Genomic DNA, 24,607 nt, shown 5'->3' with positions numbered 1-24,607 from the left:
TTCTTCACTGGATCGCTCCTCCCGCACCATTGGCCCCGGCGCTTCCCGCTGACGCATCCGGGTTCTCGCGAGCGCTCTCCGGCTCGGCGTCCGGAGGAAGCAGGTAACTCGTTACCGATTGGTCTTTAACGAGATAACGCGTCGCCACATCCTTGATCTGATCGACTGTGACACCCTTGATGACCTCCGGCCATTTCTGGATATCGTCAACCGTTTGCCCAACAGACAGTGACGAGCCATAAATCCGGGACATACCTGTCTGGCTGTCGCGTGCAAAGATAACCGCTTTCAGGAAACGATTGCGAGCTTGATCGAGCTCGGTCTGGCTTACGCCGTCTTTGATGATCCGTGCCACTTCGGCTTCAACGGCTTTTTCGACATCGCCAAGCGTCGCGCCATTGCGCGGCGCGCCATATACAGAAAACGTGCCGTCATCAAGCGCATCGCCACCATAGCTCGCGCCCGTATTGGCAGCGATACCCTGCTTGACAATCAATTCCTGATAAAGGCGTGAACGCAACGAACCGCCGAGAATTTCGCTCAGTAGATCGAGGGCGGGGGCATCCCCTGGTTTTACATTCGGAAACCGTTTTTCGTTCGCATAGGAAGGAACAAGCCACGACACACGGAATGAGGGGGTGCTTACACGCTCATCGTGCAACGTCACGACGCGGGCGGCGTGCTTCGCGGGCTCCTGCGGACGCTCACGCGGCAGAACTTCCGCGCGTTTCGGCACCTTTGCCCATGTCTGCAACGTCAGCTCGCGTACGCGTTCCGGTGAAACGTCTCCAGCGATGATGAGCGTTGCGTTATTCGGTGTGTAATATTGCTGATAAAAGTCGATGGCGTTCTTGAGGCTTAGCTTTTCCATTTCCTGCTGCCAGCCAATTACAGGCTTGCGATAAGGATGGTTATAGAAAAGAACAGCGTCGGTATTCTCCATCAGCATGGAAGCCGGATTGGAATCAACTCGCATCCGGCGTTCTTCCAGAATGACATCCCGTTCGGTTTTCACGGCTTCTTCATTGAGCACCAGATTTTCCATCCGGTCCGACTCGAACTGCATTACCATTTCCAGCGCTTCGGGAGATACCCGCTGGAAATAGGCCGTATAATCATAGGAGGTGAAGGCGTTTTCTTGCCCGCCGATGGAGGCGACTTTCGCCGAAAACTCGCCAGCTGGGTGGTTCTTCGTACCCTTGAACATCAGATGTTCGAGGAAATGCGCGATACCTGAAACGCCGGGCGCTTCATCGGCCGACCCTACATGGTACCAGATCATCTGGGTCACGACTGGAGCGCGATGATCGGGGATGACAACCACTTCCAGACCATTTGGCAATGTGAAATGACTGACCCCATCCGACTGGATGATTTCTGGAAGCGCTGTTTGTTCAGCGACTGGGGGCGACACGGGCGCTGGTTGCGTTTCGGCGGCAGCGGCAGGTTGGCTTTCTGCCCGGACTGCACCGCTTGCCACCGGTAAAGCCAGCACGAAACCCAAGGCGGTGGACAACAGCAAGCGCCGGAGTGAGGGGTTATTCACCAAGCGACATCTCCAATCGGTTTCATTCCCGCCCGTTTTTCCGGGCGACATGTTATATTTTATGCGAACGGAATCGTCCGCTAATTCATTCGGCGGCTTTCAACTGGATCAGCCGAATAATCGTGCCCCCGTAGTTGCGCTCTTCCAGCACGACGAATCGTTCATCAAGTTCGAGCGCCGCCTCCGCATCTTCTTCAAGCACCAAAAGTGCGTCAGGATTAAGCCAACCACCTTGAAGTGCAGACAAAAATGCCTTTTCCCCCGTACGCCGCCCATAAGGCGGATCGGCAAAAACCAAGTCGAACGGCTCCATCGTACCGACGATACCCAACTGACAGGCGTCGCGCCGCAAAATCTTGGTGTGCCCCTGCAGACTGAAAGCCTCGATATTCTGACGCAACAATCCCCGCCCCTCCGCAGATTCTTCCACGAAGGTCGCGTAGCGCGCACCGCGCGATAGGGCCTCAAGACCAAGCGCGCCTGTCCCTGCAAACAGGTCGAGGACGCGTGCGCCCTCTACCTTGTCGGGGAAATTATGCGCGAGGATGTTGAACAGGCTCTCGCGTGTGCGATCGGTGGTGGGACGAATGGCGTTGGTCGAAGGTGTTACGAGCGCGCGCCCGCGGAATCTACCGCCGACGATCCGCACCACCGCCTCCAGTTCTGCCACCGCCTGACTTGCCGCCACCCGGCTTTCCACCTGGTTTACCACCCGGCTTGTTTCCCGGTCCACGACGCGGTCCATCCTTCGGACCATCATCAAAACGACGAGGTTTATTACCCGGTCCGCTGCTGCGCGGGCCTGAGCGCGTATCGCGATCGGATGCACCAAAACGACCTTCACCACGCGGTCCGCCCGGCTTTCCCGTCTTGCGGCCCTCGAAGCCACCCTTACCGTGCTCTACAGTCCGGCCTTCCGCGTCGCGCAATTCTGCACGCTCGCGTTTGCCGGGACGACGCTCCTTGCGTCCATCCTCACGCTGCTCACGGCGCTCTGGACGTCCCTCTTCCGAGCGGTTTCCTTCCGGACGCGGACGCTGTGGACGAGCGTCCTTATCAAAGCGGCCTTCCGGTCGCTTGTTATAGCGGCGTTCACCACCTTCGTCGCGTCCCTGCTCCTCATCACCAGCTCGACGCGGGCGCATCTGCAGATCGCCACTGAATTTCGCTGAACGATGCGGAACTTGACGTTCGACACGGGCGGGCTTGGCAGCCGCATTTTCGCCCTTGGGGCGCGCACCTGGAGCCATCCAGACATTAGCGTTTCCGCGACGACGCGGTTCAACCTTTTCGGCTCCCTTGTCGTCGCGACCGCGACGACGCTGAGGACTGCTGGAAATCCATTCACGTTCGCGCGGGCCACGCCGGCGTTCGCCTTCCTCGCCCTCATCTTCCACGTCGCGACGAGTCCGTCCCTGAACAGCAGCATTGGAAAACTCGTTCAGAACAGGCGCATCGAAATCTGCGCCTGAATCCTCAATCAACTTGTCACCAAGCTGATCTCGCAGGATACGTCCCTTGATTTCGCGTACGGCACCTTCTTCAAGATCGCCGAGCTGGAAAGGACCGAATGAAACGCGGATAAGACGTCCAACAGTCAGACCAAGAGCGCCCAGAATATTCTTTACTTCACGGTTTTTGCCTTCGCGCAATCCGATAGAGATCCAGACATTGGCACCCTGCTCCCGCTCAAGCGTTGCTTCAATACTGCCGTAGAAGACGCCATCGACGGCAATGCCGTTCTTCAGCTCATCAAGCTGCACCTGTGTGACCTTGCCGTGGGCGCGAACGCGATAGCGGCGCAGCCAGCCGGTGGAAGGCAGCTCCAGAACGCGTGAAAGCCCACCATCATTGGTGAGCAGCAACAGACCTTCGGTATTGATGTCGAGACGACCAACTGAAAGTACGCGTGGCATCTCGGCAGGCAGCGCCTCGAAAACCGTTGGGCGACCTTCAGGATCGCGATTGGTCGTCACAAGACCCGCAGGCTTGTGATAAAGCCAGAGACGGGTACGCTCGGTCTGCTTCAATGGCTTGCCGTCGACCGTAATAATATCCGTGCGCTTGACATTGACCGCGGGGCTCTCAAGCACCTTGCCATTCACGGCAATACGGCCAGCAGCGATCATCGTTTCCGCTTCACGGCGTGAAGCTATGCCTGCGCGTGCCAGACGCTTGGCAATACGTTCGCCCGTGTCCTCTTGCCCCTCGGCGTCGCGCGGTGCGAATTTACGTGGCTTGTCACGTCCGCCGTCATCGCGGCGCGGACGAGTGTCACGATCTGGCCGACCGGGACGATCGGAGCGCCCTCCACGGCCATGCGGACGCTTGCCATCCTTGTTGTCATCATCTTTAGTCATCTGGTATTGGCCTTTCAGCAGCGCTGCCGTGTCACCTTACACCTTTAATGACAGGCAAGGGACAGCCGGAAACAGGAACGCTGTATAAATCCGTTCGCAAATCGGTTTCGATTTCGGGAATTATGCAGTAACAAATCGCTTCATGGCTTGCGAGCGAAATTTCCGAAAGAATGCACGAAATGGAACAGCCATGAATAAGAGTGCCAAAGTCCCGGACCCAAATATGGCCACCCCCATGGAGATAGCACTTGCAGAAGCGCGCGCTGCAGGTTCACGTGGAGAGGTTCCGATTGGCGCAGTCATTGTGCATCACGGCACGATCATTGCACGAGCAGGCAATCGTACACGTGAGTTCAATGACGTAACAGCCCATGCCGAAGTGCTTGCAATTCGTGAGGCTGGAAAAACCCTACAATCCGAACGTCTGGTCGACTGCGATCTTTATGTGACGCTGGAACCATGCGCGATGTGCGCAACCGCCATTTCTTTTGCCCGTATACGTCGCCTCTATTACGGTGCCTCCGACCCGAAAGGTGGCGGTGTGGAACATGGGCCACGGTTTTATACGCAGCCCACCTGCCACCATGTACCGGAGATTTATGCGGGTTTCTCCGAGGGGGATTCACAGAAAATCCTGCGGGATTTCTTCCGCGACAAGCGCTAGCTTCTGCTCAGAGCCTTGTGTCCGGCCATGTAGCGCAGCGTATTATCCCGCAGCATGAAATGATGAATAAGAGCCATCAGAACGTGTCCCGCAATTATCACAAGTAGGCCCCAACCCAGCAAACCATGCAATGCACTGCCCGGAGCGGTCAGCGCGGCGTTTTTCACACCGGTCTGCTCGAAAATCCGGATGCCAAGAAAAGAGAAGCCTCGCCCGCCGCCATATGTGCGCAGCAGAGCCAATGCAGGAACTGCGAACATCAGGCCGTAGATAACGAGGTGCCCGAGTTTAGCCAGTTTGCCGACATGGCCCGACTTATGCGGACGACGACCTGAGTTCAACAATCCCCAGACCCCACGTAATAGTACAAGCACCAGAAGCACGAAACCAAGTTGGTAATGAGCCGACCAGAAGATATTGTAGATCATCGTATCTTTAGCCACGACGCGTAGAATTGCTGACGCAAACTGCCAAAGAAACAGGAGGGCCATCAGCCAATGAAGAGATCGACTGATCAGACCATATCCCGACGGCGTATCCCAGATAGTGTTCGTATCGTTCATCAAATCATACCTTACATCCCAAGTTGGCATGATACGATTTGCATGAAAGAAATCTTTGATTGAAATCAAATATACGTCAGAATTGCCGACATTAAAAATATTTAATAATCTTTCCTGCAAGAAAACAGATTAAACATTCACTAAAACTACTGAAATAATAAGCCGCAGTAAATTCTATTTACTGCGGCTTATTATCAAGAAAATAAATTCAGCGAGCAATTAGTTCCAAGGCAGATAGTCGCGCCAGCCCTTGGATTTGCCGGATGCCTTCTTGCGCTCACGTTCCTTCTGCGCCTCGTCCGTACCCAATTCGCCGACAGCTGCAGTAGACGCAGGCTCACGATAAGTAAGCGGCGGTTCGCTCAAATAACGGCGTGTCGTCGAGGAACCCTGAACCTGCTGCTGGCGTGCAGCCTTGTAGGCAGCAACCTTTGCCGGGTCGAATGTCGGCGTACGGGACTCATAATCTTCGCGGCGGCTGTTACCACGCGGCAATGCTGCCTGAATGTTGGACGCTACCGGACCATCCTGAACGACCGGCGACACGAAATTCGGATCATCGCGGTTTGCCGTGATCTCGTCACGCAAACGCTTGCGACGTTGTTCCGGCGATTCTGGCCAATTCGGATCGTTGGCGCTAACAACGCTTTGTTGCGGAGCGGGCAACTGACCTTTATCCCCCGGAGCCGGACGAACCAGGTCGGGGCGAGGCTTGTAGTCAATCCGTTCTTTCTTGTTCTTACCCTGTCCGAAGCTCGCCATATTCGACACATCGTCAAAGAGCTGTGCTCCTGCGGTCTTGTCGGTTCCATAGGTTGGCGAAGAAACGCAGCCGGATAGCGAAACGCCCGCTATCGCTGTCATAAGCACCAGAACTCGTCCTTCAATCTTCATTAGCGCCACTTCTTTTACGCTTGCCGATTTTATCTTCACCAAAATTTGCTCAAGCAAGCCTTGACTGAAGAAACCGGCAACTCCAAGGCAGATCTTGAAATTATCCGAGGAATGCCTTGTACATGAGTGCAACCCATGCGGCAATCCGATGTTAATCGGTATTTCACCATGTCCGAAGAAAGGATTGCAAGCCGTTTCCTTCTGAAAATACCCCCAACATATGAAACGCCGAGGGTAAAATTTTCAGAACTCCATCAAGCTTCAAGCTTGCCGAGTGCCTTGAGTTCCCGGAGAGCAGCAGCGTCGCGCGCCGAGACTTCGGGAAACTCGGGATCGGAACCAACATCCGTCGTATAACGCCACGAACGGGCGCACTTTTCACCTTCGGCGCGTGCAGGCACAACAGCAACGCCTTTCACATCAGAAAGCGTGAACGCGTCTTCCGGTACAGCCGCATCGCTCAATGAAATACCACTGGTGATGCAGATTTCCGCAAAATCAAGACCTTCGAGCGAATCGGTCAAGCTCTTGTCGGAAATGTAGACGAGCGGAGCAGCTTCGAGCGACGATCCAATGCGCTTATCCGCACGCTCCAGTTCCAGAGCGCCAGTAACGACACGACGCACCGCACGAACCTTGCGCCACTTTTCCGCCAGCACATCATCCCGCCATTCGGCAGGTGTCGGCCGGAACTGCTCGGCATGAACCGAAACCGATTGCGGATAGCGGTCGAGCCAAGCTTCTTCCATGGTGAAAGGCAGCATTGGCGCCAGCCAGGTCGTCAAGTGATCAAAGATTTCACGCACGGTCAGTAGCGCAGCCTTACGGCGAACGCTCGACGGCGCATCGCAGTAAAGCGCGTCCTTGCGGATATCGAAATAGAAGGCCGAAAGCTCAACATTCATGAAGTCGATAAGCGTGCGAGCGATTCGCTTGAAGTCGAAAGCATCATATCCAGAGCGAACAACTTCATCCAATTCAGTCAACCGGTGCAGCATCAGGCGTTCAAGTTCCGGCAGATCAGCGTGAGGAAGATTTTCGCCTTCATCGTGGGCGAGCGTGCCCAGCATCCAGCGGATCGTGTTCCGCAACTTGCGATAGGCATCAATGTTAGTCTGGATGATGCTCTTGCCGAGGCGCTGATCTTCCCAATAATCGGTCGTCATGACCCAGAGACGCAGAATATCCGCACCGGATTCCTTGATGACGTCCTGTGGCGTGACTGTATTACCGAGCGACTTCGACATCTTCTTGCCGTGCGCATCCATGGTGAAACCATGGGTCACGACGGCATTATATGGCGCCCGGCCACGCGTACCGCAGCTTTCCAGCAGCGACGAATGGAACCAACCGCGATGCTGGTCAGAGCCCTCCAGATAGACATCAGCTGGCCACTTCATATCCGGACGGTCTTCCAGCGTGAACGTGTGCGTCGAACCGGAATCGAACCAAACGTCAAGGATGTCGCGCACCTGCGTCCAGCCTTCATTGGCACGGCTTCCGAGAAAGCGCTCGCGCGCGCCTTCGGCGAACCATGCATCAGCGCCTTCGGCTTCAAAAGCATCGAGAACACGCTTGTTGACCGCATCGTCCTGAAGGATGTTGCCTTCTTCATCCACAAAAACGCAGATCGGCACGCCCCATGCACGCTGACGCGAAAGCACCCAGTCCGGGCGGCCTTCGATCATCGAGCGCAGGCGTGTCTGTCCGGCTGCCGGTACGAAACGCGTGTCGTCGATTGCCTTCAAAGCGCGTGAACGCAAGGTCGTACCGTCACCGAGGTTCTTGTCCATATAGACGAACCACTGCGGCGTATTGCGGAAGATGACCTGCTTCTTGGAACGCCACGAATGCGGATAAGAATGCTTCAGGCGACCACGTGCGAAAAGCTTGTCGCGCGCGATCAACTGATCCATGACAGACTTGTTGGCATCGCCCTTCTTGCCGTTATCGTCGATAACCCGCGCGGGACCACCCTCACGGTCAGGACCGAAGCCCGGCGCATCCTTGGTATAAAAGCCGTCATCACCAACCGGGAACGGGATGCTCGGATCTATACCGCGTGCTTCCAGTTCGCGGGCATTGTTCATCCATGCCTCAAAGTCTTCGCGGCCGTGACTTGGAGCAGTATGCACAAAGCCCGTACCTGCATCATCGGTAACATGGTCGCCATCAAGCATTGGCACGATGAATTCATAACCACCGCCAAAGCCCTTCAACGGATGATCGAGAACGATTTTACCCAGTTCATCAGCCGAGATACCACGCAAACGCTTGAATTGAAGCTTCGCCTTGGCAAAGCTTTCTTCGGCGAGCTTGTCGGCGAAGATAAGCTTTTCACCAGGACGCGGACCGAAATCGTTCTCAGCTTCCGTAACTTCATAAAGCCCGTACTCGATACGCGAAGAATACGACACCGCACGGTTTCCGGGGATGGTCCAAGGCGTTGTCGTCCAGATCACAACGGCGCTGTCGGAAAGATCGTTCTGGCCAGCAACCGGAAACTTGACCCAGATCATATCCGACTCGACATCGTGATATTCGACTTCGGCTTCCGCAAGCGCAGTACGTTCCACGACCGACCACATCACCGGCTTGGAGCCGCGATATAGCTGACCGGAGGCCGCAAACTTAAGAAGTTCGCCAGCGATACGCGATTCCGCATGAAAGTTCATTGTCGTGTAAGGATTTTCAAAGTCGCCAAGAATTGCGAGACGCTTGAACTCTTGCGTCTGGACCTTGATCCAGTTGGTCGCGAATTCGCGGCATTCCCTGCGGAATTCATTGATCGGAACTTCGTCCTTGTTCTTGCCTTCGGCGCGATACTTTTCCTCGATCTTCCACTCGATCGGCAGACCGTGACAATCCCAACCCGGAACGTAATTCGAGTTGTATCCGCGCATCTGGAAAGAGCGCGTGATAACATCCTTGAGAATCTTGTTCAGTGCGTGGCCGATATGGATATTGCCGTTGGCGTAGGGCGGACCGTCGTGCAGCACATAGAGCGGGCGATCCTTGGCCTGTTCGCGCAGCTTCTTGTAAAGGTTCATCCCCTCCCAGCGCTCGACGAACAGCGGTTCGCGCTGCGGCAGGCCCGCGCGCATCGGAAATTCTGTCTGCGGCAGATAAAGGGTTTTGGAATAATCGATTTTGGTCGTCTCAGTCATGAGGGTATTCGCCTGTGAAGCCCCGGCCGGAGATGGCGGGCAAGTGGATCAAAGAAAACAGGGGGCTGTAGAGCACAGCCGGTCGGTCCCGGACCTCCGCGCCAGATATTGCCTGGCAAAGCAGCCATTCAGGCAAAGCGGGAGGCCGGGCCAATAATTCGTATGGCCGTCATGATAAGCCGAAAATCCGTCATCATGGGCACGCTTTTAGCAATGAGCTTCGCAGGAATAAAGAGGCCAGAGGGGCAAAGACGCAATAAAACTGCATCCCTGCCCCCTGAAAGTGTTCACATTGATACCGTTGAGGTCAGTCCAGCGAGAAATCGAAACGGTAAGTCGCAGAAACGCCGACCATGAACTGGTCCGGGGAGCCGCGTTCCTTCACGATGCTTGAATCCTTTGCCGAACCTTGCAGACGACTGTACTCACCAAACAGGCTCGTATCGATCTTGTCGGTTGCCTTCCAGGTAATTGCGCCACCAACACCAGCTGACTTGAAGCCACCGCCCGGACTATATTCTGAAAGTCCCGACGTAACCGCTTCCTCGGCATCGACGCCGAAATAGGTTTTGAAGTAATCCTTTGAGGCGAAAGTCGCACGCGGACCACCCGACACACGAACAGTCGGCGTAACATCATAGAATGCATCGGCAGCAATATCGGCTACGACGCCATTATGCGCACGGATACCGTGACGCACTTCGCCACGCACACGCATCCAGTCGGTGGGGTAGACGTCGACAAAAGCGCCCGCTTCACCGCCAAACTTTGTGTCTTTCAGGCCATGAATGTCGTCATCCCGCTCAAAAAGAAGTTTGCCAGCGAGACCCACACGGAAGCGGTCATTGTCGATCAATGCGAAGGACACGTTGTCATTTCGCGATGAGAAGCGCGTCGCCTGCCCCTGTCGGCCAAGCGAGATCAGCGGCTGGGCAGAAAAGCGATATTTGTTCGAGCCTTCGAACTTTGGAGCGACGAGACCTGCCGCGCCGACCTTGAGATACCAATCGCCGGACCAGAAATGCTTGCGAGCGGGCTGAACGGTTTCCGCCGCATAAATATCGGTTTGCTGTACATCGGCGGAGAAAGCGAGCGAACTACTCGTTAGGAATGCGGCACCTGCAACGAGCGCCAAAGGAACAATATGTGCCACATTAAACTCCAACAAAAAGCGCCCCAACAAGTTTTGAGGCATTTATCACTTTTTGTCGAGAATAAGTAAAATTTGATTTAAATCTTAAGTGGAAAACGAAACCAAGACTTCACCTCACTCAAAAGAAAGCAAGCGATCCAGTTCTGACAGTGGCTTCGCACTTGCAAGCAGGGCTCGTGCCTCTGCGTCATCGCGCTTCATCTGATCGATAAGCGGATCAAGGCCATCAAACTTGATTTCCCCGCGCAGAAAGCCAAAGAAGGATACACAAGCGATCTCACCATAAAGGTCGCCCGAAAAGTCAAAAAGAAATGTTTCAAGAAGGGGCGTACCGTCACTGTCGACGGTTGGCCGACGACCGAAACTTGCAACCCCGTCATTAAGGTCACCGTTCTCGCGCCGGAACCTGACAGCATAGATTCCGTGCTTTAAGCCCGCCTGCGCGTCGATTTGCATGTTCGCGGTCGGAAATCCAAGCGTACGTCCGAGCTTCTTGCCGTGAATAACTTTACCGCAAGCCATATAGCGATAACCAAGAAGTCCCGCTGCTTGAACGACGTCCCCTTCGCAAAGCAGATTTCTTATGCGGGTCGATGAGACGAGGTTATCGCCTTCGTCTGAAAAGGCGTCAACAAGTGTAACCGTGAAACCGGCTTTTTCTCCAGCTTTCTGAAGAAATTCCGGTGTTCCGCGCCGGCCCTTGCCGAAATGAAAATCATAACCGGTGACCACACAGCTTGCGTGCAATCTTTCAACCAGAATGTGTTCAACGAAGTCCTCCGCAGAGCGAGACGAGAACTCACCGGTAAATGGTTGCTCAACGACCGCATCAAAACCCATCAGACGCAGAATCTCAGCCTTCTTTGCTGCTGCGGTCAAACGATCGATCGGCGCATCTGGCTTGAAGAAGCTACGCGGGTGCGGTTCAAAAGTCAGGACTACTGCTGGCAGACCGCTTTTTTCAGCAATCTCCAGCGCGCGCTCCAGCACAGCCTGATGGCCGCGATGGACACCATCGAAATTACCGATTGCCACGACACAATTCTGCAGGCGTTCCGGCAAAGAATCCGTTCCAGAAAGGCGCTGAAAGCTGGATGGGGTCATTGTGATCCGAACTTCGTTGGTCGTAACGAGATTGCTCGCCCTCAAACAAGAGCATTAAGCGCAGCAACCGGACGATTGCCATGCTTCTGGAGAAACGCTTCCATTCGGGCGATGTCAACAGTACCATCGGTCGTATAGTCCGCAGCATGAACTCCGCCGGAGATGTAGAGCACATCCAGTCCGAAATCGGCAGCTCCCTTCACATCGGTCAAGACACCGTCTCCGATACCGAGAATCCGGCTTTTCTCGACTGTCTCACCGCGGATCTCTTCAGCGAACCTCAGTGCTGCCTCGTAAATCGGGCGATGCGGCTTTCCTGCTATAAGGGTGCGTCCGCCGAGCTGGCCATATTCGCGTGCAAGGGCACCTGCGCACCAGATCAGCCGCGTACCGCGCTCAACCATAATGTCCGGATTGGCACAGATGAACGGAAGATTGCGCGAACGCAGCCGGACCAGCAATTCCTTATAATCGTCCGGTGTTTCACTTTCATCATCATAAAGTCCGGTGCAGACGACCCCCGAAGCTTCGAATTCTTCGACCAATTCAACATCGAGACCGTCATAGATGGTCAACTCGCGCTCACAGCCGATGTGAAACACCTTGCGCGGACCTTCGGCGATCAGATCACGGGTTACATCGCCGGACGTGACCACACGATCATAGGCATCGGCGGGAACGCCAAGACCCAACATCTGCTTTTCGACATCAGGATGAGGCCTTGGAGAATTCGTCACCAGAATGACCGTAACACCCTCGGCGCGCGCGCGCTTTAGCGCCTCGATTGCAGCCGGATACGCGGCTTCACCGTTATGCACCACGCCCCATACATCACAGAAGAGCACATCGTACTGGTCGGTCAGATCGTCGAGGCGTTCGAGCTGCTTCATGGTTTCCTCTTGATAATCCATCGGTAAGGCGAGAACCGCTATAGGGTGTCTTTAAGACTGCCGAGAAGGCAGCCAGCGCTCCATCTAACGCAGCCAATCACATCTGTCACGGTCTTTGGCCTGGATATCCGACCGGCAAAGCGCGTCCAATTATCCCATAGGTGATTTCACCGATCATTTACCGTGCTTCGTGACTGACTGTTAGAAGGATGCTGGTAGGAGCGGATACAACCTTTCATTTCATGTGTCGCAGACACAACCGTCGGCGGGGGCTACATTGAAAAACTGGATCACTCAAACCAGCAGGCTTGCGCTGCGTGGTTTTCGTCAATTGACTCAACCCATGAGCCTGCGCTTTGCCAAAGACGAGCGCGGTAATTTTGCGATGATAATGGCTTTGGTGCTGGTGCCCCTGTTGCTTGCCGGCATGGTTGCAGTCGACTCCGCCAATCTCATGCGCGTGCGCAACAATGTGCAGGCTTCGCTCGATGCTGCGGCACTTGCTGTGGGTAGGAGATTTTCCACTGGCGAAAGTCAAACTGTCGTGCAGGTATATGGTGCGCAAGTTTTTACCGCTAACCTTACCGCACTGAGCGCAGATGCGGTCAATTTCGACGTCGCTTTTCCCAAAGATAAAACAACTGATCAACAGATACAGGCGACCGCTGGATTCACTTATAAGTCCCTGTTTGGTGTCATTGCTTCTCGCCTTACAGGAGATGATTGGGATCAAAACCAATATACGCTCAGCTCTTCGGTCAGGCTTAAGAACACGATTGAAGTCGCTCTCGTTCTCGACAATTCCGGCTCCATGGATGAAACCAGAAGCGGGTCGACAAAAAAGCGCATCGACCTTCTGAAAGAAGCCGCCTCACAGCTCGTGGAGACATTGGCCGCGCAATCCACGCTCATAACCCACGTTGAAAACCCTGTGCAATTTTCACTCGTTCCCTTTGCTGGTTCAGTAAATGTCGGCCCGCAATATTTGAACGCAGCCTGGATGGATCCGGAAGGCAGGTCTCCCGTCAATCTCGAAAACTTTACGCTGCCTGTCACCATCGACAGTACACGCAAGATAGAAGAAAAGCCGGTAGGCAGCGGGCGATATTACAAATCCGGAACCGGCTGGGGGGAACGCAATAACAAACCTTATTCGCGTGCAGAACTTTATGCCGACCTTTCCCTGCGATCGAAAGAGACTTGGCTCCCTTGGCAGGGTTGTGTCGAATCTCGTCCGGGCACCTATGCGCTGGATGTAACGCCTCCTTCTGACAACAACCCAGACACATTATTTGTCCCCATGTTCGGCCCGGCTGAGTATTACAATACCGATAGCAGGGGAAACGTCACTTCCACCGTTTTGAACAGCTGGTGGCAAGACGACACATCCTTGGCTTACTCGCCCCGGCAAAGCGACCTCAAGAAATACTATCTGCGCGATTCCCTCGACAAGATTTACCGAGGCGGTAGATCGAATGGCGGCGGCCCCAACTATAGCTGCACATCATCACCTCTCACCCCATTGACGGACGTCACTACCGAACAGGGGATGAAAACAATTCAAACCGCAATCAAGGCGATGGTACCAAGCGGCGGTACGAATGTTCCCGAGGCTATGGCCTGGGGCTGGCGAACGATCGTCCGAGGAGCACCGTTTACAGAAGCCCGGCCTTCGACCGAACGCGGCAATGATAAAGTTGTGATCGTGCTGACCGACGGCGCCAACACCTATTATAAATATGACGGACTGGCTGGCTCGGGTCCCGACAGAGCTGCAAACTTTTCCTACTATTCAGCGCACGGCTACACTGCTCGCATAACCAAACACTACAGCCAGGCCCGTTTATTTCAGGAAAGTGGCGTTTCGGTTTCGCAAAATAACAGTACATATACGAAGGCTATGAATGCGCGTTTTGCAAAGCTCTGCGACAACGCCAAGTCAGCCAATATCATCGTTATGACAGTCGCATTGGATCTCAACGAGACGAACAGCACCGAGAAAGCACAAATAGATCTGTTGAGATCCTGCTCTTCAAACTCGCGCGTTCGCATGGAGAGCGGCAGACCAGCCAAGCTTTTCTGGAACTCAACCGGCGGTGAACTAAGCGAAACATTCAGGCAGATCGGCGACGAACTCTCCAATTTGCGCATTGTGGATTGATATTGCCAACGACATCACCATATGCCGGATCGGACATAGTCAACCCGTGGCCGCTCCGCGTTAAGGATGGTGCAAATTAACCATCATTCATCTGTCAAATTTCTCAGGCAACCTTGACAAGATAAGGTCCGGCTTCTATCTCAGAGCCACGTTAGCACTCTCGCATGATGAGTGCTAACAAGCGCGGATCGGCTCGATCCGTTAACAGGGTTCAACGTCTATAACACCAAGGGTTATACCATGGCTGATATCAAGTTCCGCCCGCTTCATGACCGCGTCGTCGTTCGTCGCGTTGAATCGGAAGCCAAGACCGCTGGCGGCATCATCATCCCTGACACCGCCAAGGAAAAGCCGCAGGAAGGCGAAATCGTCGCTGTTGGCGCAGGCGCTCGTGACGAAGCTGGCAAGCTGATCGCTCTGGAAGTCAAGGCTGGCGACAAGGTTCTGTTCGGCAAGTGGTCGGGAACCGAAGTCAAGATCGGCGGCGAAGACCTGCTGATCATGAAGGAATCCGACATTTTGGGTATTGTCGGCTAACGCCTCCGACTCGGTATCGTCGGCTAATATGGCCTACATACGGGTCGATCATATACCACAAACCAATTCACCATAATCTGACCGGGACAATTCCCAGGAGAGTAAAATGGCTGCAAAAGACGTAAAATTCGGTCGCTCTGCGCGCGAAAAGATGCTGCGCGGCGTCGATATCCTTGCTGACGCTGTAAAGGTAACGCTCGGCCCGAAGGGTCGTAACGTTGTCATCGACAAGTCCTTTGGCGCTCCGCGCATCACCAAGGACGGCGTATCGGTCGCCAAGGAAATCGAACTGGAAGACAAGTTCGAAAACATGGGCGCACAGATGCTGCGCGAAGTGGCTTCGAAGACCAACGACACTGCCGGTGACGGCACGACGACCGCTACCGTTCTCGGTCAGGCAATCGTTCAGGAAGGCGCAAAGGCTGTTGCCGCCGGCATGAACCCGATGGACCTGAAGCGCGGTATCGACCTCGCAGTAACCGAAGTTGTTGCTGAACTTCTCGGCAAGGCCAAGAAGATCAACACGTCGGAAGAAGTTGCTCAGGTTGGCACCATCTCCGCTAACGGCGAAGCCGAAATTGGCAAGATGATTGCTGATGCGATGCAGAAGGTCGGCAATGAAGGCGTGATCACGGTTGAAGAAGCCAAGACCGCTGAAACCGAACTCGAAGTCGTCGAAGGCATGCAGTTCGACCGCGGCTACCTGTCGCCTTACTTCGTCACCAACCCTGAAAAGATGGTTGCTGACCTCGAAGACGCCTACATCCTTCTGCACGAAAAGAAGCTCTCGAACCTCCAGGCTCTTCTGCCGGTTCTGGAAGCTGTCGTTCAGACCTCCAAGCCGCTCGTCATCATCGCTGAAGACGTCGAAGGCGAAGCTCTTGCAACGCTCGTCGTCAACAAGCTGCGCGGCGGCCTGAAGATCGCTGCTGTCAAGGCTCCTGGCTTCGGCGATCGCCGCAAAGCCATGCTCGAAGACATCGCGATCCTCACCGGCGGTCAGGTTATCTCCGAAGACCTCGGCATCAAGCTCGAAACCGTTACGCTCGACATGCTCGGCCGTGCAAAGAAGGTTTCGATCTCGAAGGAAAACACCACGATCGTTGACGGTGCAGGCCAGAAGGCTGAAATCGACGCTCGCGTTAGCCAGATCAAACAGCAGATCGAAGAAACCTCTTCGGACTACGACCGTGAAAAGCTTCAGGAACGTCTTGCCAAGCTTGCTGGTGGCGTTGCCGTGATCCGCGTCGGCGGTGCAACGGAAGTTGAAGTGAAGGAAAAGAAGGACCGCGTTGACGACGCCCTGAACGCAACCCGCGCTGCGGTTGAAGAAGGCATCGTTGCTGGTGGCGGCACCGCCCTCCTCCGCGCTTCGGCCAAGATCTCCGCCAAGGGCATCAACGCCGACCAGGAAGCTGGTATCAACATCGTTCGTCGCGCTCTGCAGGCTCCAGCTCGTCAGATCACGACCAATGCCGGTGAAGAAGCTTCGGTTATCGTTGGCAAGATTCTTGAGAATGCTTCTGAAACCTACGGCTACAACACTGCCAATGGTGAATTCGGCGACCTGATCAAGGCTGGCGTTGTCGATCCGGTTAAGGTTGTCCGTACCGCCCTGCAGAATGCTGCATCGGTTGCCGGCCTCCTGATCACGACGGAAGCCATGATCGCTGAACTGCCGAAGAAGGATGCAGCTCCGGCTGGCATGCCTGGCGGCATGGGCGGCATGGGCGGCATGGACTTCTAAGAAGTCTATAAAGCACGCCCATCAGGTAATAAGCTCGCACCGCAAAGCGGTGCGGGTAGCGGCATGGACTTCCAAGAAGTCCGTCAAGCTTACTTTGATGAAAATGCGAGAAAGGTGGCCTTGGGCCGCCTTTCTTTTTACGTTGCATAACCGTTTGTGATTTATGAAAAATTTACTCTGCTCGCGCTTTGCTGCACCGAAGTCTTTATTTTAGAAACTTCTGATTGACTCATAACCACCAATCATGGTCAATCCCGAATGACACAGAGATGGACTTCCTGTTTGCCCCCGCACTTTGGAAGTCCTGTCTCAGGCAACAGGAAAGGCAGGCTTCGGCCTGTCTTTCCACTTGCACTTCCAAAAACTCAGCTTCTATTCTGCGGCGTCAATCTGCGCCTTTCCTGATATCGAGGCGTCATAACGCGCGCGAGCCATCATTACCTTTGCTTCATTGGCTATCGCCCACTCACCCAATGCGCGCACAGGCCGCAAGAGATCGCTCCCCATTTCAGTCAGTTCATATTCGACCTTGGGCGGAATTGTCGGAAAGATCGTACGCGTGACGAAACCATCTCGCTCCAGATTGCGTAACGTCGTCGTCAGCATTTTCTGAGAAATACCATCTACGCTTCGACGCAACTCGTTGAAACGCATTGGATGATTACCGAGATAGCTCACCACAAGCACCGTCCATTTATCGCCCACGCGAGACAGAATATCCGCAACGGTCCTGCATGCACTGGTTTCCTTGAAGTCACCGGGTTTCATAAAAGTGCCTCCTTGTGCGCTAGGTAAGTCACTTATATAGCGTCAGTTTCTAACGGTTACCACTCTAAATAAAGGTGCTATCTATGTCTAAGCTCAAAGTCGCCGTCATCGTCGGCAGTACACGTGAACAGCGTTTTGCTCCAGTCCCTGCTCAGTGGATTGCGAAACTCGTAGCAGAACGCCCGGAACTGGACGTGGAAATTCTCGATGTCGCCGATTATCCGATGGGCTTCTATGGCGACACTTCCACCACGACCGCACAAGCAGAAACTGCTGACAAATGGAAAAACAAGCTGCGCGAATTCGATGCCTATATCCTGACTGCGGCTGAATACAATCACGCTCCTACTGCTGTTCTAAAAAACGCCATCGACTATGGTGACTGGGTTCAGAAGCCAATGGGATTTGTCGGCTATGGTGGCGTCGGTGGTGCTCGCGCTGTCGAACAACTGCGGATGATTGCAGTCGAAATGTCTTCTATGTCCGTCAAGACCGGCGTTCATATACTTTTCCCTGATTATCTCGCCGTCGTCAAAGGCGAGAATAAGCTGGACGACTTCCCTCATCTGGCAGAAGCAGCCAAAAACATGCTGGATCAGTTGGTTTGGTGGGGCAAGGCACTTAAGTCGGCGCGTGCCATCTGAATAAGACGGCAAGCCGGAACGTTAGAGTTCCGGCTTGCCGCTAGCATTGTATGCCCTATGATTATCCGCAGTCACAATGTAATGGATGATCATATGCGTAAAGAACTTCCTATCGCCACAGCTCCGAAAGACGGCCGTAAGATTACAGTCGTCTGGACCGATGAAGATGACCAGCGCAATGAGTCAATTGCACAGTATCGAACGCTAGCCCAATTGCAGGCCGGTGGCGGTCAGTGGGATGAGACAGATACTGGCTGGTGGACGTTCACCGATAGCAAAACCCAGCGCAAGATCGAACCGACCGCCTGGATTTCCGAAACGGATAACGGTGACGAAGAGGACGACGCTTGACCGTGGAGGTCCAGGTCAACAAAAATTGACTTTTATAGTCATGTTTTATCAAATGATTGCGTTATAAAAGTTTCACGAAGAAACATTAGCCCGCCAAGCACCTGGCGGTGCTATATTTGCTTTGGATGGCTCGGTTTCGAGTCCAATTACCCGGAGACCTGAAATGACCGCTACGCGTACCGAAACAGATACGTTCGGACCGATTGATGTTCCTGCAGACCGCTACTGGGGCGCTCAGACGCAACGCTCGTTGCAAAACTTCAAGATCGGCGGGGAGCGCATGCCGCTTCCGTTGGTCCACGCACTGGGTGTCGTCAAGCGCGCGGCAGCGGAAACCAATATTGCGCTTGGCAAACTCGATCCGGTTCTCGGCCAGGTAATTGCAGTGGCGGCGTCCGAAGTCATCGAGGGTAAGCTCGACGAGCACTTCCCGCTGGTCGTCTGGCAGACTGGTTCGGGAACGCAATCGAACATGAATGCCAACGAGGTCATTTCAAACCGGGCTATCGAACTTCTCGGTGGTGAAATGGGGTCCAAGAAGCCGGTCCATCCCAATGACCACGTGAATATGAGCCAGTCGTCCAATGATAGCTTCCCAACGGCAATCCATGTTGCCACGGCAGTCGAGGCCGTCAATCGGCTTTATCCGGCGGTTGAACATCTGACCAAGGCGCTCCAGGCCAAGGAAGATTCCTTCAAGGATATCATCAAGATCGGTCGTACCCATACGCAGGATGCAACGCCGGTTACACTGGGACAGGAATTCTCCGGGTATCGCGCCGCGTTGGAATATGCGCGCCATCGCATCGAGCAATCGCTCGCAGACGTCTTTCTGCTCGCACAAGGCGGGACTGCAGTCGGCACGGGCCTGAACGCGCCAATCGGTTTCGACACGGGCTTTGCTGAAGCCGTGAGCGAAATTACCGGCCTCCCTTTCAAGACTGCGCCCAACAAATTTGAGGCTCTTGCCAGCCACGGCGCTATCCTCAATTTCCATGGCAGCCTGAATGCTTTGGCGGCGGATCTTTTCAAGATCGCGAATGACATTCGTTTCCTCGGTTCGGGTCCGCGTTCCGGGCTTGGTGAACTGTCACTGCCGGAAAACGAACCCGGCTCCTCAATCATGCCGGGCAAGGTCAATCCGACCCAGGCAGAAGCTTTGACTATGGTCACAACACAGGTGTTTGGCAACCAGACCACAATTACGGTCGCCGCAAGCCAGGGTCACTTCGAGCTTAACGTGTTCAAACCGGTAATCGCATATAATGTCCTGCAATCGATCCGCATTCTCAGTGATGCCATGGTGTCGTTTGCCGATCATTGTGTGGAGGGAATCGAACCGAACCTGAACCGTATCAAGGAACTGCTGGACCGCTCGCTGATGCTTGTGACCGCGCTGGCTCCGGCGATCGGTTATGACAATGCAGCCAAGATCGCCAAGACTGCGCACAAGAATGGAACGACCTTACGTGAAGAAGCATTGGCGAGCGGATTGGTGTCGGCAGAAGACTATGAGCGGCTGGTGCGGGCAGAGAGAATGATTGCACCAGAGTGAATTGGTATTCATACTGTAAACAAACTGTCGAGGATTAGACGGCTTTCCTTGACAGTCTGCAGTCGTTAATTGATGCCTCAGTTCAACAGGAGATAGCCCCGCATGTCCTCTATCACTCCACAGTCCAATGGCGCTGTAACGCTCATCGCCCGCATCTTTCTTTCGATCCTCTTCATTCTTGCCGGCTACGGCAAGCTGACCGCCATCTCGGGCACTGCAGGTTACTTCGCTGGTCTCGGCCTTCCGGTTCCAACCGTTACGGCTGTCATTGTCGGTCTGGTGGAATTTGTCGGCGGCCTCGCAATTCTCGTCGGCTTTCAGACCCGCATCGCGGCAGCCATTGTCGGTCTGTTCACCATCGGCGCGACGCTTGTTGCCCACATGGACTTCTCGCAAGGCATGAACGCCATGATGGCGCAGAAAAACCTCGCAATTGCGGGTGGTCTCTTTATCCTCGCCCTGCATGGTGCAGGTTCGCTTTCGATTGACGCCAAGCGCGGCTGATCAGAAATCACCAACACAACATAAAGAAACCGCGCTATTCAGATGGCGCGGTTTTTTAATTTCCAGCGTCTTGCTGCCAATGGTTAAAAAGGAGGATTCTCCTCGAATTGAGGTAAGTCATCCAGAATGTCATACCATGGAGCTTTCGAGCCGACGAAAATATGAGCAGACGGCTTCAGCTTTGGCTCCTCAGCCAACACACCATAATTGACGTGAACATATTCGCCCCCGCGAACGATGGAATATAGAAAAGAACCACAAGAAGCGCATCGCACATCGTGATCGATCTCGTTGCCGACAAGCATGAGCGACGATTTACTATTTGTCTCTTCGAGTGCGTGGGTTTTTATTCCACCGAAAGCCTTGAATGCACTGCCAGTGGCACGACGACATAATGAGCAATGGCAGTTCAGGGCATATTCGAATTCATCCGTCACTGTGAAACGGACTGCTTCGCAGGTACAACGTCCAATCAATTTCCGCACACTATTCATCTGAACTGTTCCGAGTTCCAATTGTGAAATGGCAACTCGCAACATAAAAGACAAACTTGAAGTTATCTACCCGCCCAGTCCTTTACGAATACGGGTCGCAACTTCTGTGACACGTGCATTCTCGCGACTGCGGCGCGCTGAAACAAGGCAAGCCTGCGAGCGCAGAATAACGCCGTCTTCCAGAACCTTTAGGCGGTTAGCCCGCAGTGTTGAACCCGTCGATGTAATATCGACGATCATGTCTGCAGAACCTGCAGCCGGAGCGCCTTCAGTAGCCCCCAAGCTTTCAACGATGCGGTAAACCTGAATGCCATGCTTCTGCGAAAAGAATTGCTGTGTCAGTCGCCAGTATTTGGTGGCGATGCGCAGACGGCGACCATGACGCTGGCGGAAATCTGCCGCCACATCGTCCAAGTCAGCCATGCTGGTCACATCACGCCAGACTTCCGGAACTGCCACCACAACGTCAGCATGACCGAACCCCAGTTCCGCTTCGATGGCCACGCGTTCTTCCGAATGCGCCAATGTTTCGCGAACAAGATCTTCGCCTGTAACGCCCAGATCAACACTGCCGTATCCCAGTTCACGGGCGATTTCGGAAGCCGAAAGGAACAGAATGTCGAGATCAGTTTCGCCCTCAACACGAGCCCGGTAATTACGCGAGTCATCCGGCAGGATCACTTTGTAACCTGCCTTGTCTAGTACTGCGAGCGTCTGTTCCTTCAAGCGCCCTTTGGACGGCAATGCCAGAGTCACACTCATTTTTTCTCTCCCGCCAGCATTTGCAGTCGGTCGAGCCAGATGGAAAAGCCGACGCCGGGAATGTTTTCCGAAGCGCCAAGCATGGTCAGAAGCCGGTCATAGCGACCGCCGCCAGCGAGAACGCCTTCCTTTTCAACACCCGGAGCCCGGATTTCATAAACGAGACCGGTATAGTAATCGAGCGGACGCCCGAAGGAGGCATCGTAGATAATATCTTTTGTGGCGATGCCCGCATTCACAATAGCTTCACTGCGCGCCTCAAACTTCTGCAAGACTGCAGCAAGATCAAGGGCGTGTTCCGAAGCAAATGCCCGCAAGGTAACGGCTGCGGAATCAAGCGAGACGCGCGTTTCAAGAAACTGTTTCAGAAGATCAAGCGCGGGTGCAGGAAAGCGCGTAACCGCAAGATCTTCCTTCTCGATCAACCGGCGTGCAATCTCGGCCGGCGAACGTCCTGCACTGGGCGAAATGCCAGCTTCGAGCATTTCCGCTTCCAGCATGCGTGCAAGCCCGGATTCATCGCCCTCTGCCACCAGCCCGGCAAGCGTTTCCGGCAACGGATCACGCCGTTGTGCGCCAGTCAGTTCAGCAAGTACCTGTTCCATGGAATTCGCATCGCCGAAAGAACGCAGAAGCTTCTTGCGCCAACCTTGTGGCAGGCCCAGCGCCTTCAGCATACCCGCAAAAACCGACTGGTCTCCCAGAACAATCTCAAGCTCTGCTTCAGGAGCCGCCGCTCGAACACAGGAAAGCGCATCAGCAATCGAGCGCGCATCCGATGCGGCTTCGTCGGAAGCACCCAAGTCTTCGATACCGGCCTGAAGGAATTCAGCCGCACCGTCACGATGCTGACGGAACACTTCGCCCAGATAGGCATAGCGCTTCGGCGTGGCAGCATTCAGGGCGATGTGGTTGCGGCAGACGGGAATGGTAAATTCAGGCCGCAAGCACAAACTATCGCCGTTCTCGTTTTCAGTGAGAAAAATACGACGGCGTAAATCCTCGCCCGCCATATCCAGAAATGGATCAGCCGGCTGAATCAGCGGAATTTCGACAATTTCGGCTTCGCGCGCACCAAGCGTCGCACGAAGAGAATTGAAAACACCAGACGAGCTCGATCCAGCCATGGTTTCCGTCACTTCGACTGTTCTGCGCGATCTCGCGCCTGGCTGGCAAGGATTTCACGGACGGCATCGATGAGGCCATTTTCCTCGGCCGTGATCTGAGCCGGGCGGCTTTCGCGCCAGGTTACATTGTCCTCGATCTCCGCAGAAAGGCGCTTGCCCTCGACCAGATCCTTGATCTGCACCTCACCTGCCTCACGCTCCTGCGAGCCCTGAATGATGACGCAAGGCGCTTCACGACGATCAGCATATTTCATCTGCGCCTTCATGCCGGACCCGCCGACATACATTTCAGCGCGAATACCGGCCTGGCGCAGGTCGGAGACCATCTTCTGATAGCGGCCAAGGCTTTCTGTATCCCTGTCCATAACCAGAACCACTACCGGGCCGACAACATCGGAAACATCAAGTTTGCCGAGGTTCTTCAAAGCCGTCATCAAGCGCGAAACACCAATAGAAATGCCCGTCGCTGGTACTGGCTCGCCGCGGAAGCGTGACACGAGACCATCATACCGGCCACCACCGCCCACAGAACCAAACACGACCTTCTGACCGTCTTCATTGGTAACGTCGAATTGCAGTTCCGCTTCGAAAACCGGCCCCGTATAATATTCAAGACCACGCACAACGGACGGGTCAATCTTCACACGACCATCGTAGCCACCCGCCGAGAACAGCACCTGCATGTCGGCAAGTTCGGTTACACCTTCCTCACCCTTGGCGTTGCCAGCCACAACTGCACGGAGATTGGCGATCGTTTCGACGCCTGTCGCCCCGCCCGCCGCAGTGAAAGCCAAAACTTTCTCGATTGCATCATCAGTAAGTTCAGCGCCCTTGGTGAAATCGCCGCTTTCATCAAGACGGCCCTTGCCGAGCAGAAGGCGAACGCCTTCAGGTCCAAACTTGTCGAGCTTGTCGATGGCACGCAGTACATTGAGGCGCTTGACAGCATTGCCCTCACCTTCAAGACCGATAGCATCCAACACACCGTCAAGAACCTTGCGGTTATTGACGCGGATCGCATAATCGCCACGACTGATGCCTAGGCGCTCCATCGTGTCGGCCATCATCATGCACATTTCGGCATCGGCCGAGACATTCGGCGCACCGACCGTGTCAGCGTCGAACTGCATGAATTGACGGAAACGACCCGGTCCCGGCTTTTCATTGCGGAACACCCAACCATTACGATAACTGCGATAAGGCTTTGGCAACGACTCGTAGTTTTCAGCGACGTAACGTGCCAGCGGCGCAGTCAGATCGTAGCGCAGCGACAGCCATTGTTCATCGTCGTCCTGAAACGAGAACACGCCTTCGTTCGGGCGGTCCTGATCCGGCAGAAACTTGCCGAGCGCATCCGTATATTCCACGAGCGGAGTTTCCACCGGCTCGAAGCCATAAAGGTCGTAAACTTCACGGATTGTCGCCATCATCTTTTCAGCGGCGCGCAAATCATCCGGCACCCGATCGACAAACCCGCGCGGCAACCGCGCCTTCATCTTGTCCGCTTTATCGGCCATTTTTCCTGCCTGATCGCTGATTTATACACACATGCCGATTGGAACCGGCATCAATTCTGTTGCCGGTTTCCTAACCGATCAAGTCCGTTGCGGCAAGTG

At 54.5% G+C, this 24,607-nt stretch carries 22 protein-coding genes; 8 read left to right on the top strand and 14 right to left on the bottom strand.

Annotated elements, in window-relative coordinates; translation table 11 throughout:
* Positions 1 to 4 precede the first annotated feature (4 nt).
* From CES86_RS18405 to CES86_RS18395, 3 genes are all read right to left on the bottom strand, one after another.
* Complete coding sequence (locus tag CES86_RS18405) at positions 5 to 1,546, bottom strand: M16 family metallopeptidase (RefSeq protein ID WP_010661002.1); 1,542 nt, start codon at positions 1,544 to 1,546, stop codon at positions 5 to 7.
* 85 nt (positions 1,547 to 1,631) lie between these two features.
* Positions 1,632 to 2,195, bottom strand: coding sequence for a 16S rRNA (guanine(966)-N(2))-methyltransferase RsmD (gene rsmD, locus CES86_RS18400; RefSeq protein WP_094515073.1), 564 nt, complete (start codon positions 2,193 to 2,195; stop codon positions 1,632 to 1,634).
* Positions 2,176 to 3,906, bottom strand: a complete 1,731-nt coding sequence (locus tag CES86_RS18395; RefSeq protein WP_010661000.1) for a pseudouridine synthase — start codon at positions 3,904 to 3,906, stop codon at positions 2,176 to 2,178. The genes rsmD and CES86_RS18395 overlap by 20 nt, the downstream gene beginning before the upstream one ends.
* A 190-nt stretch (positions 3,907 to 4,096) precedes the next feature.
* On the opposite strand from CES86_RS18395, the gene CES86_RS18390 reads away from it, so the two are divergent.
* Entirely contained in the window at positions 4,097 to 4,570 is a 474-nt protein-coding gene (locus CES86_RS18390) for a nucleoside deaminase (protein WP_010660999.1), read from the top strand.
* Here CES86_RS18390 and CES86_RS18385 read toward each other — a convergent pair.
* The 6 genes from CES86_RS18385 to CES86_RS18360 all read right to left on the bottom strand — a co-directional run bounded on the left by CES86_RS18385 (position 4,567) and on the right by CES86_RS18360 (position 12,341).
* Positions 4,567 to 5,133 carry a cytochrome b gene (locus CES86_RS18385; protein ID WP_029927972.1) on the bottom strand — a complete coding sequence of 189 codons (567 nt, stop codon included), beginning with the start codon at positions 5,131 to 5,133 and terminating at the stop codon, positions 4,567 to 4,569. The two genes, CES86_RS18390 and CES86_RS18385, sit on opposite strands and share 4 nt — an antisense overlap.
* A 219-nt stretch (positions 5,134 to 5,352) precedes the next feature.
* Positions 5,353 to 6,027, bottom strand: coding sequence for a hypothetical protein (locus CES86_RS18380; RefSeq protein WP_011982750.1), 675 nt, complete (start codon positions 6,025 to 6,027; stop codon positions 5,353 to 5,355).
* Positions 6,028 to 6,281: 254 nt separating this feature from the next.
* The gene (ileS, locus tag CES86_RS18375) at positions 6,282 to 9,194 is read right to left on the bottom strand and encodes an isoleucine--tRNA ligase (protein ID WP_029927974.1); all 2,913 of its coding nucleotides are present in this window, start codon (positions 9,192 to 9,194) and stop codon (positions 6,282 to 6,284) included.
* Between the two features lie 307 nt (positions 9,195 to 9,501).
* Positions 9,502 to 10,389, bottom strand: a complete 888-nt coding sequence (locus tag CES86_RS18370; RefSeq protein WP_374828132.1) for a MipA/OmpV family protein — start codon at positions 10,387 to 10,389, stop codon at positions 9,502 to 9,504.
* A gap of 72 nt (positions 10,390 to 10,461) precedes the next feature.
* Positions 10,462 to 11,451 carry a bifunctional riboflavin kinase/FAD synthetase gene (locus tag CES86_RS18365; RefSeq protein ID WP_029376216.1) on the bottom strand — a complete coding sequence of 330 codons (990 nt, stop codon included), beginning with the start codon at positions 11,449 to 11,451 and terminating at the stop codon, positions 10,462 to 10,464.
* A gap of 41 nt (positions 11,452 to 11,492) precedes the next feature.
* Positions 11,493 to 12,341, bottom strand: a complete 849-nt coding sequence (locus CES86_RS18360) for a TIGR01459 family HAD-type hydrolase (RefSeq protein ID WP_029927977.1) — start codon at positions 12,339 to 12,341, stop codon at positions 11,493 to 11,495.
* A gap of 277 nt (positions 12,342 to 12,618) precedes the next feature.
* Between CES86_RS18360 and CES86_RS18355 the strand changes: the two genes are divergently transcribed.
* From CES86_RS18355 to groL, 3 genes are all read left to right on the top strand, one after another.
* Positions 12,619 to 14,502, top strand: coding sequence for a pilus assembly protein (locus CES86_RS18355; protein ID WP_235819937.1), 1,884 nt, complete (start codon positions 12,619 to 12,621; stop codon positions 14,500 to 14,502).
* A 240-nt stretch (positions 14,503 to 14,742) separates the two neighbouring features.
* Positions 14,743 to 15,039: a co-chaperone GroES gene (groES, locus tag CES86_RS18350; protein ID WP_006472506.1), complete on the top strand. Its 297-nt coding sequence runs from the start codon at positions 14,743 to 14,745 to the stop codon at positions 15,037 to 15,039.
* Positions 15,040 to 15,145: 106 nt separating this feature from the next.
* Positions 15,146 to 16,786, top strand: coding sequence for a chaperonin GroEL (gene groL / locus CES86_RS18345; protein ID WP_010660991.1), 1,641 nt, complete (start codon positions 15,146 to 15,148; stop codon positions 16,784 to 16,786).
* Between the two features lie 372 nt (positions 16,787 to 17,158).
* On the opposite strand, the gene CES86_RS18340 is transcribed toward groL, so the two are convergent.
* Positions 17,159 to 17,554 (bottom strand): winged helix-turn-helix transcriptional regulator, encoded by a 396-nt coding sequence (locus CES86_RS18340; RefSeq protein ID WP_010660990.1) that lies wholly within the window; start codon positions 17,552 to 17,554, stop codon positions 17,159 to 17,161.
* Positions 17,555 to 17,637: 83 nt separating this feature from the next.
* Between CES86_RS18340 and CES86_RS18335 the strand changes: the two genes are divergently transcribed.
* From CES86_RS18335 to CES86_RS18320, 4 genes are all read left to right on the top strand, one after another.
* Entirely contained in the window at positions 17,638 to 18,198 is a 561-nt protein-coding gene (locus tag CES86_RS18335) for an NADPH-dependent FMN reductase (RefSeq protein WP_029927984.1), read from the top strand.
* A gap of 93 nt (positions 18,199 to 18,291) precedes the next feature.
* Positions 18,292 to 18,549 (top strand): hypothetical protein, encoded by a 258-nt coding sequence (locus CES86_RS18330; RefSeq protein ID WP_010660988.1) that lies wholly within the window; start codon positions 18,292 to 18,294, stop codon positions 18,547 to 18,549.
* A 163-nt stretch (positions 18,550 to 18,712) separates the two neighbouring features.
* Positions 18,713 to 20,104, top strand: a complete 1,392-nt coding sequence (gene fumC, locus CES86_RS18325; protein WP_094515055.1) for a class II fumarate hydratase — start codon at positions 18,713 to 18,715, stop codon at positions 20,102 to 20,104.
* Positions 20,105 to 20,206: 102 nt separating this feature from the next.
* The gene (locus CES86_RS18320; RefSeq protein ID WP_010660986.1) at positions 20,207 to 20,608 is read left to right on the top strand and encodes a DoxX family protein; all 402 of its coding nucleotides are present in this window, start codon (positions 20,207 to 20,209) and stop codon (positions 20,606 to 20,608) included.
* An 83-nt stretch (positions 20,609 to 20,691) separates the two neighbouring features.
* On the opposite strand, the gene CES86_RS18315 is transcribed toward CES86_RS18320, so the two are convergent.
* The 4 genes from CES86_RS18315 to hisS form a co-directional block, all read right to left on the bottom strand.
* Complete coding sequence (locus tag CES86_RS18315) at positions 20,692 to 21,045, bottom strand: GFA family protein (protein ID WP_308669810.1); 354 nt, start codon at positions 21,043 to 21,045, stop codon at positions 20,692 to 20,694.
* Between the two features lie 123 nt (positions 21,046 to 21,168).
* Entirely contained in the window at positions 21,169 to 21,864 is a 696-nt protein-coding gene (gene hisG / locus CES86_RS18310) for an ATP phosphoribosyltransferase (protein ID WP_010660984.1), read from the bottom strand.
* Positions 21,861 to 22,991, bottom strand: a complete 1,131-nt coding sequence (locus CES86_RS18305) for an ATP phosphoribosyltransferase regulatory subunit (protein WP_029927989.1) — start codon at positions 22,989 to 22,991, stop codon at positions 21,861 to 21,863. Before CES86_RS18305 ends, hisG begins: the two co-directional genes overlap by 4 nt.
* Positions 22,992 to 22,999: 8 nt before the next feature.
* On the bottom strand, positions 23,000 to 24,508 hold the full coding sequence (gene hisS / locus CES86_RS18300; protein WP_029927991.1) for a histidine--tRNA ligase: 1,509 nt from the start codon (positions 24,506 to 24,508) through the stop codon (positions 23,000 to 23,002).
* Positions 24,509 to 24,607: the final 99 nt, after the last annotated feature.

Origin of the sequence: Brucella lupini, from assembly GCF_002252535.1 — a bacterium.
Lineage (GTDB): Bacteria > Pseudomonadota > Alphaproteobacteria > Rhizobiales > Rhizobiaceae > Brucella > Brucella anthropi.
The sequence above is the reverse complement of the archived record's forward strand: the minus strand, read 5'-3'. Positions and strand labels throughout refer to the sequence as shown.